Raw genomic sequence first — 14,266 nt, 5'->3', positions numbered from 1 at the left:
CGCCAAGCGCAGCCAGATCCGCGAACGCCTCAGCCCCGGAGCCCACCACACCCAGGGCATCTGAACCCAGCACAGCCCAACGACCCGCCGGTGCACCCGACACCGGCAACGCCGACCACTCCACCCGGAACAACGACTCCACAAACCCACCGCGCGCCGCCCGAACCTGCTCCTCCGACACCGCACGCGACACCAGCGACCCGACGGACGCAACCGGCTGCCCGGACTGGTCCGCCAGCACCAGAGAGACCGTGTCCTCGCTGGTTTCGGTGAGCCTCATACGCAGGGCCGTGGCACCGATCGCGTGCAGCGACACGCCGTTCCACGAGAAGGGAATGCGGGCCTGCCGAGGCCCCTCGGCCGCGTCCTGACTTGTGATATCGAGGCCCAGTGCGTGCAAAGCGGCGTCGAGCAGGGCTGGGTGCATACCGAAGAGAGCGGCATCTTCATGCGCGCTCTCCGGCAGATGGATCTCGGCGAATACCTCATCGCCCTTGCGCCAGGCCGCCCGCAGACCTTGGAACACCGGACCATAACCGAACCCGGCCCCGGCGAGGCGCTCATACAGGTCCCCGACCTCAACCTCCACCGCACCAACCGGAGGCCACTCCGACAGCTCAAACGACACCGGATCAGCACCAGTAGCCAGCACACCCGTGGCATGCCGCGTCCACGGCTCCTCACCCGCCACATCCTCAAGCCGCGAATGCAGACTCAACCCGCGGCGACCCGAACCATCCGGCCCAGCCAACGCAAGCCGCAGCTGAACCCCACCCTGCTCAGGCAGCACCAACGGCGCCTCGATCAGCAGCTCCTCCAACACACCGCAACCGACCTCGTCACCCGCCCGAACCGCCAACTCCACAAACGCTGTCCCCGGCAACAGAACCGCACCCATCACCACGTGATCGGCCAACCACGGATGCGTCCGCACCGACAACCGACCCGTAAACACCACCCCGTCCGAATCCGGCAACTCCACACACGCACCCAGCAACGGATGACCAGCCGCACCCAGACCAATCGAAGCGACATCGCCCATGGCAAGGATCGGAGTCCGGGGCCAGTAGCGCTGGCGCTGGAAGGCGTATGTCGGCAGGTCGACCCGGCGTGCGCCCTGGCCGGCGAAGACCCCCTGCCAGTCCACCGCCACACCCCGCACGTGCACCCTCGCCAGCGCGGTCGTCAGGACCTGAACCTCGGGACGCTCACCACGCAGCACCGGAGCGAAGACAGCCGCGCCGCCGTCGACCACACAGTCCTGACCCATCGCACTCAGTACCCCGTCGGGACCGAGCTCAACGAACGTGGTGACCCCCTGAGACTCCAACGTCTGCAGGGCGTCGCAGAACCGCACCGCCTCACGGACATGCCGCACCCAGTACTCGGGCGAGCACAACTCCTCGGCCGTCGCGACCCCACCCGTGAGGGAAGAAACGACAGGAATCTCCGGGGCACGGAATTCCAGCCCCTCGGCGATGCGGCGGAAGTCGTGGAGCATGCCGTCCATCAGCGGGGAGTGGAAGGCGTGGCTGACGGTCAGCCGCTTGGTCTTGCGGCCCTCGGCGGCCAGCAGGGCCGCCACCTCCAGCACGGCGTCCTCGACACCGGAAAGCACGACGGCGTTCGGACCGTTGACCGCCGCAATGCCCACCTCGGCCTCACGGCCCGCCAGCAGCGGCAGCACCTCCACCTCGGCGGCCTGCACCGCCACCATCGCCCCACCGGCCGGCAGCGCCTGCATCAACCGACCACGCGCCGCAACCAGCACAGCCGCGTCCGCCAGCGACAACACCCCGGCCACATGCGCCGCCGCCAGCTCACCGATCGAATGCCCGGCCAGGAAATCCGGCCGCACACCCCACGCCTCCAGCAGACGGAACAGCGCCACCTCAACCGCGAACAACGCCGGCTGCGTGAACTCGGTCCGGTCCAGCATCCCGTCGGCGGTGAAGACCACCTCGCGCAGCGGACGCTCCAGCTGGCCATCCAGATGCGCACACACCTCGTCGAACGCATCCGCGAACACCGGGAACGCCTCATACAGCTCCCGGCCCATGCCCACACGCTGACTACCCTGCCCGGTGAACAAGAACGCGACCCGGCCCTCGACCACCGAACCCTGCACCACGTTCGCCGCCGACTCACCCGCAGCCAGCACCGCCAACCCGCGCAGGAACTCATCCCGTCCACCGCCGACGACCACCGCACGACGCTCCAACGCCGCCCGACCCGTCGCCAACGAAAACCCAAGGTCCGACAGACCCACCTGGGGCTGTTCCTCGACGCGCGACAGCAAACGTCCCGCCTGGGCGCGCAGGGCCTCATCGCTCTTCGCCGACAGAACCCAGGGCACGACGGTCGCCTGGACCGGGCCGTCCGTGGTCACCGGCTGCTCGGTAACGGCGGGGGCCTGCTCCAGGATCGCGTGGGCGTTCGTACCGCTGAAGCCGAAGGACGATACGCCGACTCGGCGCGGCTCGCCGGTCTGCGGCCACTCGGTCGGCGCGGTCAGCAGCGACACACCGCCGGAAGTCCAGTCGACATGCGGGGTGGGTTCGTCGACGTGCAGGGTCGACGGCAGTACCCCGTGCTGCATGGCCAGGACCATTTTGATCACACCGGCAACACCGGCAGCGGCCTGCGTGTGACCGATGTTCGACTTCACCGACCCCAGCAGGAGCGGCCGGTCCGCCGAGCGCTCCTGGCCGTAGGTGGCGAGCAGCGCCTGCGCCTCGATCGGGTCGCCCAGCGCGGTGCCGGTGCCGTGCGCCTCCACGGCGTCGACCTGGTCGGCGTTCAGCCTTGCGTTGGCCAGTGCCTGGCGGATCACCCGCTGCTGCGAGGGACCGTTCGGGGCGGTGAGGCCGTTGCTCGCGCCGTCCTGGTTCACGGCGCTGCCGCGCACGACCGCCAGCACCGGGTGCCCGTTGCGCCGCGCGTCGGACAGCCGCTCCACCAGCAGCATGCCTGCGCCTTCGCCCCAGGCAGTTCCGTCGGCTGCTGCCGCGAACGCCTTGCAGCGGCCGTCGGCGGAGAGCCCGCGCTGACGGCTGAAGTCGAGGAAGGTATCCGGGGTGGCCATCACGGTGACGCCACCAGCCAGCGCCAGCTCACACTCACCGGCACGCAGCGCCTGCACCGCCAGGTGCAGCGCCACCAGGGACGAGGAACACGCTGTGTCGACCGTGACCGCGGGCCCCTCCAGGCCGAACGTGTAGGAGAGGCGACCGGAGACCACGCTGGCCGCCGTACCGGTGCCGAGCTGGCCTTCGAGCTCCTCCGGTGAGTTCATCAGCAGAGCGAGGTAGTCCTGGCCGTTGGTGCCGGCGAAGACACCGGTCCGGCTGCCGCGAAGAGTCCCCGGGTCGATACCGGCCCGCTCGAACGCCTCCCAGGAGGTCTCCAGCAGCAGCCGCTGCTGCGGGTCCATTGCCAGCGCCTCACGGGGCGAGATCCCGAAGAACGCCGGATCGAACTCAGCAGCGTCGTAGAGGAAGCCGCCCTCGCGGGTGTAGATCTTGCCGACCTGGTCCGGATCCGGGTCGTACAGCGAGTCGACGTTCCAGCCCCGGTCGGTGGGGAGGCCGGACATGGCGTCACCACCCGAGGCGAGCAGCTGCCACAGCTCCTCGGGCGTGCGAACACCTCCGGGGAACCGGCAGCTCATCGCAACGATGGCGATCGGCTCGTCGTCGACAGCGGTCATGACCGCGACCGGCGTTGCGGCGGCGGAGTCCTGGCCGAGCAGTTCGGACCGCAGGTGGTTGGCCAGCGCGGTGGCGCTGGGGTAGTCGAAGACCAGGGTGGTCGGGAGGCGCAGGCCGGTCGCCGCGTTCAGCCTGTTCCGCAGCTCGACGGCGGTCAGGGAGTCGAAGCCGAGCTCCTTGAATGCGCGTCCGGCCTCGACCGCATCCGATCCGGTGTGCGCCAGGACGGCAGCCACGTTGGTGCGGACCAGGTCGAGGAGGATGCGGTGCTGCTCGACCTCGGGCAACCCCACCAGACGCGCTGCCTGCGAGGAGGTCGCTCCGCCACTCCGGGACGACTCATGTGCGGCTGCTGCCGCCTGCCGGGCTTCGGGGATCTCGCTGAACAGCTCGCTCCGGCGTACCGCCGTCATCCCGGGCAGGAACCGGTCCCAGGCAATGTCGGCGATGGTGAGCGCACCGTCACGGTGGTCAAGTGCCTGCTGGAGCGCGGCGATCGCCAACTCCGGGGGCAACGGCGGGACGCCGTCGCGCCGCAGGCGCTGTTCGACGACCCCGTCAGCGGCCATACCGCCCTGGCCCCAGGGGCCCCAGGCGATGGACGTGGCGGGCAGTCCGTCTGCACGGCGCTGCTCGGCCAGCGCATCCAGGAACGCGTTCGCCGCAGCGTAGTTGCCCTGACCCGCGCTGCCGATCGTGCCCGCCATCGACGAGAACAGCACGAACGCAGAGAGATCAAGATCTGCGGTCAGCTCGTGCAGGTTCAGCGCCGCCGCGACCTTCGCCCGCGCCACCCCCGCAAACCGCTCCGCCGTCAGACCATCCACCACACCGTCGTCCAGCACGCCGGCCGTGTGGAACACACCCGACACCGGGAACTCCGCCAACAGCCCCGCCAGCGCCTCCCGATCCGCCACATCACACGCCGCCACCGTCACCTCAGCACCCAGCGCGACCAACTCGTCCCGCAACCCCACGGCACCAGGCGCATCCAACCCACGACGACTCGTCAACACCAGATGCTCGGCACCGTTACGCGCCAACCAACGCGCCACCTGCGCACCCAACGCACCCGTACCACCAGTGACCAGCACCGTCCCACTCGCCCGCCACACCTCGCCCGGGGTCTCCGGCCCGGCGGCACGCACCAACCGACGCGCGAACACACCCGAAGACCGCACCGCGACCTGGTCCTCAACACCGGCACCCGCCAGGACACCCACCAAGCGCGAGAGCGCACGCTCATCCAGGGCCTCGGGCACGTCCAGCAGGCCGCCCCAGCGCTCCGGGTGCTCCAGAGCCACCACCCGACCCAGACCCCACACCTGCGCCTGCACCACACTGACCAGCCGCTCCGAACGACCCGTCGACACCGCACCCCGCGTCACACACCACAACGGAGCACCCACACCCACATCACCCAACGCCTGCACGAGTGCTGCGGTCAGCGCCACACCTGCCGCGACAGACGGGTCCGCATCGCATGGGTCCTCGTCGAGCGCAGCGAGCGAGAGCACGCCCGTCACTGTGGCGACGTCACCGGCGACAGCCTGGCGCAGTAGCTCACCCACCAGCGCGCGATCGGCAGCACCGTCCAGCTCGACCCGCCGGACGTCCACACCACGCCCGGCCAGCGCCGCGACGGAACCGGTCACTCGCGCGTCCTCGGCACGCCCAGCCGGCACCACGACCAGCCAGGTACCGGAAAGCACACCGGCCGCAGCCTCGCTGACCGGCTTCCAGCTGACGCGGTAGCGCCAGCCGTCCACTGTGGACTGCTCGCGGCTCTGCCGACGCCACGCCGACAGAGCCGGCAGCACCGAACTCAGCGGCTGGTCGCGGTCGACATCGAGAGCCGAGGACAGCGCCTCCAGGTCACCGCTTTCGACAGCCTCCCAGAAGCGGGCGTCCACCACGTCCACCAGGGCCGCGCCCACTGCGGGGGCCACCGCATTCTCCAGCCAGTACCACTGTCGCTGGAAGGCGTAGGTGGGCAGGTCGACCCGCTGCGCGCCCTGGCCTGCGAACACCGCCTGCCAGTCCACTGCCGCACCGCGCACATACGCCTGGGCCAGAGCCGTGGTCACGGCCTGGACCTCGGGACGGTCGCCGCGCAGAAGGGGGCTGAAGGCCGACGCATCGATGTCGGCCAGGCAGTCCTGGCCCATCGCGCTCAGCACACCGTCCGGACCCAGCTCCACGAAAGTGGTGACGCCCTGGGCTTCGAGGGTCCGCGTGCCCTCCAGGAAGCGCACCGCCTCGCGGACATGCCGCACCCAGTACTCGGGCGAGCACAACTCCTCGGCGGTCACGAGCCCACCGGTCAAGGTGGAGACGATCGGAATGCGTGGCGCCTCAAAGGCAAGGCTCTCGGCCACCTCGCGGAACTCTGTCAGCATCCCCTCCATCAACGGCGAGTGGAACGCATGACTGACCGTCAGCCGCTTCGTCTTGCGGCCCAGTTCCTCGAAGTGCGCAGCGACGGCGAGTACCGCGCTCTCGACACCGGAAACCACCACCGACGACGGCCCGTTGACCGCCGCGATGCCCACCTCGGCCTCACGGCCCGCCAGCAGCGGCAGCACCTCCGCCTCAGCGGCCTGCACCGCCACCATCGCCCCACCGTACGGCAGCGCCTGCATCAACCGACCACGCGCCGCCACCAGCACAGCCGCATCCGCCAGCGACAACACACCCGCAACATGCGCCGCGGCCAGCTCACCGATCGAGTGCCCGGCCAGGAAGTCCGGGCGCAGACCCCAGGCCTCCACCAGCCGGTACAGCGCCACCTCGACCGCGAACAACGCCGGCTGCGTATAGGCCGTCTGATCCAGCGGCCCATCGGCGGCGAAGACCACCTCGCGCAGCGGATGCTCCAGATGAGCATCCAACTCCGCACACACCGCATCGAACGCCGCCGCGAAGACGGGGAACGCGGAATACAACTCCGCACCCATCCCCGCCCGCTGACTGCCCTGCCCGCTGAACAGGAACGCAACCCTGCCGCCGGTCACCGCGCCACGCACCACCTGGGCGGAGGGCTCATCGGAGGCCAGCGCTGCCAGCCCGTGCAGGAATTCCTCGCGCTCGCCGGCCACCACGACCGCGCGCTGCTCCAGCGCCGCGCGGCTGGTCGCCAGCGAGTACGCCACATCTGCCGTGGTCGGCCCGGAGACGGCGTCGAGGTGGGACCTCAGCGTGTGGGCCTGGTTGCGGAGGGCCTCTGCGCTCTTGGCCGACAGGATCCACGGCAGGACGGAGGGAGCCGGGTTCACCGCTCCCCCAGTCGCGCCCGCACCGTCGAGGTCGAGGACCGGTGCCTGCTCCACGATCGTGTGGGCGTTGGTGCCGCTGAAGCCGAACGAGGAGATACCCGCGCGGCGCGGCTGCCCGGTCTCCGGCCAGGGCCGCGCCTCGGTCAGGAGCTCCAGAGCGCCCGACGCCCAGTCCACGTTCGGCGAGGCTTCGCCGAGGTGAAGGCTCTGCGGGAGGATGCCGTGCCGCATCGCCATGACCATCTTGATGATGCCCGCGACGCCCGCCGCAGCCTGGGTGTGGCCGATGTTGGACTTCAACGAGCCCAGCCACAGCGGCCGGTCGTCGGAGTGCTCCTGGCCGTAGGTGGCCAGCAGCGCCTGTGCCTCGATCGGGTCGCCCAGCGTGGTGCCCGTGCCATGGGCCTCGACCACGTCCACCTGATCGGCCGTCAGCCGGGCGTTGGCCAGGGCCTGGCGGATCACCCGTTGCTGCGAGGGGCCGTTCGGGGCGGTGAGGCCGTTACTGGCGCCGTCCTGGTTGATTGCGGAGCCGCGCACGACCGCCAGCACCGGATGGCCGTTGCGCCGCGCGTCGGACAGCCGCTCCACCAGCAGCATGCCCGCGCCCTCGGACCAGCTCGTCCCGTCAGCTGCGGCCGAGAACGACTTGGAACGCCCGTCCCGCGCAAGACCGCGCTGCCGGCTGAAGTCGACGAACGCCTCGGGCGTCGCCATCACGGTCACCCCGCCTGCGAGCGCCATCGTGCACTCGCCCTGCCGCACCGCCTGCACCGCCAGGTGCAGCGCGACCAGGGATGACGAGCAGGCCGTGTCGACGGTCACCGCAGGGCCCTCAAGCCCGAAGGTGTAGGCGACACGACCGGACGCGATGCTGCCCGAGGTACCCGTTCCCAGGTATCCCTCGACGCCCTCGGGCACCAAATCGATGCGCGTCGCGTAGTCGTGGTACATCACCCCGGCGAACACCCCGGTCCGGCTGCCCCGCACCGAGCCCGGGTCGATGCCCGCCCGCTCGAAGACCTCCCAGGTCGTTTCGAGCAGCAGCCGTTGCTGCGGGTCCATGGCCAGGGCCTCACGCGGTGAGATCCCGAAGAACCCGGGGTCGAACATGCCCGCTTCGTGCAGGAACCCGCCCTGGTCCGCGTAGCTGGTGCCCGGGTGGTCCGGGTCCGGGTCGAAGAGCCGCTCGAGATCCCAACCGCGGCCGGCCGGGAACTCCGAGATGGCGTCGACTCCGGCCAGCACCAACTGCCACAGATCTTCCGGGGACCGCACGCCTCCCGGGTACCGGCAGCTCATGCCGACGATCGCGATCGGCTCGTCGTCCACCGCCGCCACAGTCGCGACGGGATCGGGGACGCCGTGGTCCGCGCCCGCGATCTCCGACCGCAGGAATTCCGCCAGCGCGATCGGCGTCGGGTAGTCGAAGATGAGGGTCGGCGGCAGCCGAAGGCCGGTGACCGCGTTGAGTTCGTTCCTCAGCTCGACTGAGGTCAGCGAGTCGAAGCCGAGCTCGTTGAACGCCCGACCGGCCTCGATGACCTCCGGCGAGGCGTGGCCCAGTACGGCAGCGACCCGGACGCGCAGCAGCTCGAGGATCTCGCGATCCAACTCGGCTTCGGACAACCCGGCCAGACGGCGCATCAACTCCGAACCACCGGCCGCACCTGCGCGCGCCGCACGCCTGGACGGCATGCGAACGAGCCCGCGCAGCTGGGTCGGCAGCGTGCCGGAAGCGGCCTGTGCGCGCAGCGCGGTGAGGTCGACCGCCATCGGAACCAGTACCGCGTCACCCGTAGCGCAGGCCGCGTCGAAGAGCGCGACGCCCTCGGCAGTGGACAGACCGGTCATGCCTGCGCGGGCGAGCCGCTGGACATCGGCCGCGTCGAGCGTTCCGCCCATGCCGCCGTCGGCCCAGAGGCCCCAGGCAAGTGCGGTGGCGGGCAGGCCCTGCGCGCGGCGCTGCTCGGCGAGCGCGTCCAGGAACACGTTCGCCGCGGCGTAGTTGCCCTGGCCGAGTCCACCGAGCGTGCCCGCGTTGGAGGAGAAGAGGACGAACGCCGACAGGTCGAGGTCCGCGGTCAGCTCGTGCAGGTTCAGCGCCGCGTCCACCTTCGGCCGCAACACCGCATCGATCCGCTCCGGGGTGAGCGAAGAGACCACGCCGTCATCCAGCACACCCGCCGTATGCACCACACCCGTCAACGGATGCTCGGCAGGCACGGAGGCCAGGACCGCCGCCAGCGCCTCCCGATCCGCCACATCACACGCCGCCCACAACACCTCTGCGCCCAGACCCGCCAACTCATCACGCAGCTCCAGCGCACCCGGCGCCGAACCGCCACGACGACTCACCAGCAGCAGACTCCGCACACCATGCTCGACCACCAGATGCCGCGCAATCAGACCACCCAGCATCCCCGACGCACCCGTGACCAACACCGTGCCACGCCCACCGAACACCGGCTCCTGGGCGCCAGCCGCAGCCGCCGCGACCCGCGCCAAACGAGGCACCAGCACCGCGCCACCACGCACCGCCAACTCGGGTTCACCCGCGGCCAGTGCTCCTGCCAGGACCTCACCCGACACGCCCTGCGCGTCCAGGTCAACCAGAACCAGCCGGTCAGGGTTCTCCAGCTGTGCGGACCGCAGCAGACCCCACACCGGGGCATGCGCCAGGTCTGCAACACCCGCAGCGCCGGCGGCCACCGCACCACGCGTCACCACTACCAGACGCGCCGGCGCAAATCGCTCATCGGCCAGCCACTCCTGCACCACACCCAACGCACCGTGCAGCGCGGAGCGCACCGCGTCGGCGTCGATTTCGGCACCTTCCGACAACTGGAAGGCGACGAACACCTCGTCGGGAAGCGCTGTACCCGCTTCCACCGCAGCACCCAGCGCGGCGAGATCCGCAAACACCTCAGCGCCGGAGCCGGCGACTCCCCAGGCATCGGCGCCCAGGACCGCCCAACGACCGGCCGAGGCGGCGGAAACGGGCAGCGAGGTCCACTCCACTCGGAACAGCGAGTCGGTGTGACCGGATCGAGCGGCCTTGAGCTGCTCCGCGGACACGGCGCGCAGTGCCAGGGAGCGCACCGACATGACCGGCTGTCCGTCGGCGTCGGCGAGGTCCAGCGCGACCTCACCCCTGGCCAGCGGCGATATCCGCAGCCGCAGCGCCGACGCGCCGGTGGCGTGCAGGGTCACGCCGTTCCAGGCGAACGGCAGACCGCCCCGGACGGCGTCGTCCGAGGTACCGGCAGCCAATGCGTGCAGGGTCGCGTCCAGCAGGGCCGGATGCATGCCGAAGCGGTCGGCGTCGGCCTGAACCTCGGCCGGCAGGGCGACGTCGGCGAACACCTCGTCCCCACGCAGCCATACGGCGCGTAGGCCCTGGAAGATCGGGCCGTAGCCGAAGCCGGACTCCGCGAGGGCGTCGTAGACGCCGTCGACGTCGATCGGGCTCGCGCCGGCGGGGGGCCACTCGGCGAGATCGAACGAGGCTCGCTCCGCACCCGCGGTCAGCACACCGGTCGCGTGCCGTGTCCAGGACTCCCCGGCCCTGGCGCCATCGGCCCTGGCGCTGTCGGTCCTGGAGTGCAGGCTCAGCGCGCGGCTGCCCGTCTCGTCGGCTCCGCCGACCACGATCTGCAGCTGGACTCCGCCCTGGGCCGGCAGCAACAGCGGAGCTTCCAGGGTAAGTTCCTCGACCGTGTCACAGCCGACCTGGTCACCGGCCCTGAGAGCCAGCTCGACGAACGCCGTGCCGGGCAGGAGCACGGTGTCCATGACGGCGTGGTCGGCCAGCCACGGGTGGGTGTCGAGAGACAGCCGCCCGGTGAACAGGAAGCCGTCGACGTCCGCGAGGGCCACGGCAGCACCGAGCAGCGGGTGGTCGGCGGCGCCGAGGCCGATCGAGGCGACGTCCCCGATCGTGGTGGTGCTGTCGAGCCAGTAGCGCTCCCGCTGGAAGCCGTAGGTGGGCAGGGTCACCCGGCGGGCATCCTGGCCTGCGAACACCCCGTCCCAGTCGAGTGTCGCGCCCCGGACGTGGGCCTGGCCCAGGGCAGCCGTCAGGGTGGGCGCCTCGGGGCGGTCGCCGCGCAGCACCGGCACCAACGCCGCTGCGCCGGTCTCGGTCAGGCATTCCTGCCCCATGGCCGACAGCACGCCGTCCGGGCCGAGTTCGACGAACGTGGTGACGCCGTTGGCTTCGAGCGTCCGCATGCCATCCAGGAAGCGGACGGCCTCACGGGCGTGGCGCACCCAGTACTCGGGCGTGCAGATCTCCTCGGCCGGGACGATCTCGCCGGTGAGGTTGGAGACGATCGGCACGGTCGGTGCCGCGTAGGACACCACCTGGGCGACTCGCCGGAACTCGGTGAGCATGCCGTCCATGTGCGGCGAGTGGAAGGCGTGGCTGACCTGGAGCCGCTTGGTCTTGCGGCCCTGTGCCTCCCATCCGGCGGCGATCTCGAGGGCGGCGTCCTCGTCGCCCGCGATCACCACTGACGTCGGGCCGTTGACGGCGGCGACGGTGACCTGGGCCTCCCGGCCGGTGATCGACTCCAGCATCTCGGCTTCGGTGGCCTGGATCGCCACCATTGCGCCGCCGGGCGGGAGTCCCTGCATCAGCCGGCCGCGCGCGGCCGCCATGAGCGCGGCGTCCTCCAGTGACAGCACTCCGGACGCGTGCGCGGCGGCAAGCTCGCCGATGGAGTGCCCGGTCAGGAAGTCGGCCCGCAGGCCCCATGCCTCGACCAGGCGGAACAGCGCGACCTCGACGGCGAACAGCGCGGGCTGCGTGTAGGCGGTCTGGTGCAGCAGTTCCGCGTCGGACGATCCCGCCGATGCGAAGAGCACCTCGCGCAGCGGGCGCTCCAGTTGGAGGTCGAGGTAGCCGCACGCCTTGTCCAGCGCTTCCGCGAACACCGGGAAGGTGTCGTACAGCTCCCGGCCCATGGCCGGCCGCTGGCTGCCCTGGCCGGTGAAGAGGAAGGCGGTCTTGCCCGCGACGGGCGTTCCCTGGACCAGTCCTGCCGCGCTGCGGCCGTTTTCCAGCGCTTCCAGCGCCTGCTGGAAGCCGGTCTCGTCGCCGGCGACCAGGACGGCTCGGTGCTCGAACCTCGCGCGCGTCGTCGCCAGTGAGTAGCCGACGTCGGCGAGGCGGTGTCCGGCGTGGACGGCGGTGTGTGCGCGCAGCCGCTGGGCCTGGGCGCGCAGCGCTTCGGGGGTCCTGGCCGAGAGCACCCACGGCACCGCGTCCGGCACCACGTCCGGAGCGACCACGATGTCTGCGACGTCTGCGACGACCGGGGTGGCGGCCGGAGCGGTGGCGGGCTCCATGGCGAGGGTGTCGGCGGCCGTCGGGGCCTGCTCGATGATGGTGTGGGCGTTGGTGCCGCTGAAGCCGAACGAGGACACGCCGGCCCGGCGGGGCTGTCCGGTCTCTGGCCACGGCCGCGCCTGGGTGAGCAGCTCAACCGTGCCGGAGGTCCAGTCCACGTGCGGCGAGGGCTGGTCCACGTTCAGGGTCTGCGGCAGGGTTCCGTGCCGCATCGCCATGACCATCTTGATGATGCCGCCGATACCGGCGGCGGCCTGGGTGTGGCCGATGTTGGACTTCAGCGAGCCCAGCCACAGCGGTCGGTCCTCGGCCCGGTCCTGGCCGTAGGTGGCGAGCAGGGCCTGGGCCTCGATCGGGTCGCCGAGCGTGGTGCCGGTGCCGTGGGCCTCAACGGCGTCGATCTCACGGGTCGTCAGCCCCGCGTCGGCCAGTGCCTGCCGGATCACTCGCTGCTGCGAGGGTCCGTTGGGGGCGGTCAGGCCGTTGCTGGCGCCGTCTTGGTTGATCGCGCTGCCGCGCACGACCGCCAGCACGGGATGTCCGTTGCGCTGCGCGTCCGAGAGCCGCTCGACGAGCAGCATGCCGACGCCCTCGCCCCAGGCGGTGCCGTCCGCTGCGGCGGCGAACGGCTTGCAGCGGCCGTCAGGGGCCAGGCCGCGCTGCCGGCTGAAGGCGACGAACGAGCCCGGATTGGCCATCACGGCGACGCCGCCGGCCAGGGCCACGCCGCATTCGCCCCGGCGGAGCGACTGAACGGCCAGGTGCAGGGCGACCAGCGAGGAGGAGCATGCGGTGTCGATGGTGACGGCGGGGCCCTGGAAACCGAACGTGTAGGCCACCCGGCCCGAGGCGACGCTGGCCGCGTTGCCGGTGACCAGGTAGCCCTCGAGTCCTTCGGCCGCCTCGTGCAGGCGCGGACCGTACTCCTGGGCCTCCGCGCCGATGAAGACGCCGGTGCTGGTCTCGCGCAGCGTGGCCGGGTCGATGCCGGCCCGCTCGAACGCCTCCCATGAGGTCTCCAGCAGCAGCCGCTGCTGCGGATCCATCGCCAGCGCCTCGCGCGGCGAGATCCCGAAGAACCCCGGATCGAACTCGGCGGCGTCCTGCAGGAAGCCGCCTGCCTGCGCGTAGCTGGTGCCCGGGTGGTCCGGGTCCGGGTCGTAGAGGCCGCCGAGATCCCAGCCGCGGTCGGCCGGGAACGTCGTAATGGCGTCGCCGCCGTCGACGACGAGCTGCCAGAGCTGCTCCGGGGAATGCACGTCGCCGGGGAATCGGCAGCTCATTCCGACGATCGCGATGGGTTCGTCAGCGGCGGGCGCGAGCGGCGCGGGGATCCCGGGGTCACCGGTCAGGCCGAGGATTTCGGCGCGCAGGTGCCGGGAGAGCGAGGCGGGGGTGGGGTGGTCGAATACCAGGGTGACTGGCAGGCGCAGACCGGTGGCCGCGGTGAGCCTGCTGTGCAGGTCCACCGCGGCCAGCGAGTCGAAGCCCATTTCCAGAAAGGGGCGGTCGGCGTCCACGACTGTGGAGGATTTTCCGCGCAGGGCGTCCCTTGCCTGTTCGAGAACCAGCTCAAGAAGCAGCCGCCGCTGGTCGGCCTCGGACAATTCCACCAATTGCTGCCGCCACGATGACAACTCGTCCGACCTTCCGCTACCCATATCGTTCGGCTCCGGAATGCGACCCTCGGACTCGCTCATCATTTCGCGCTCCACTACCAGGCAAACGGTATCCAAGACCGCTGATCAGCCTGCCATGGGAAGCAAACGCACAAAACCCCCTGCGGCACCCCTAGTCCCCCTACCCTCCGACCGGCCGCCCCTTATCTTTTCCGGGACGACCCGATGACGCGGGCGGAATTTGTCGCAGCGCTGAGTGCAAGCGCTCCACGATAAGGCCTGCAGATATTTCTGCATACACCGTGAATG

Annotated in this window: 1 protein-coding gene; it reads right to left on the bottom strand. The window is 70.7% G+C overall.

The features are described from left to right. A partial coding sequence (locus ABIA33_RS36885; RefSeq protein WP_370088372.1) for a type I polyketide synthase occupies positions 1-13,951 on the bottom strand: 13,951 nt, incomplete at its 3' end. Between the last annotated feature and the right edge of the window lie 315 nt (positions 13,952-14,266).

Origin of the sequence: Streptacidiphilus sp. MAP12-16, assembly GCF_041262165.1 — a bacterium.
GTDB lineage: Bacteria > Actinomycetota > Actinomycetes > Streptomycetales > Streptomycetaceae > Streptacidiphilus.
Note: the sequence above shows the minus strand (reverse complement) of the source record. Positions and strands in the feature narration are given on the sequence as shown.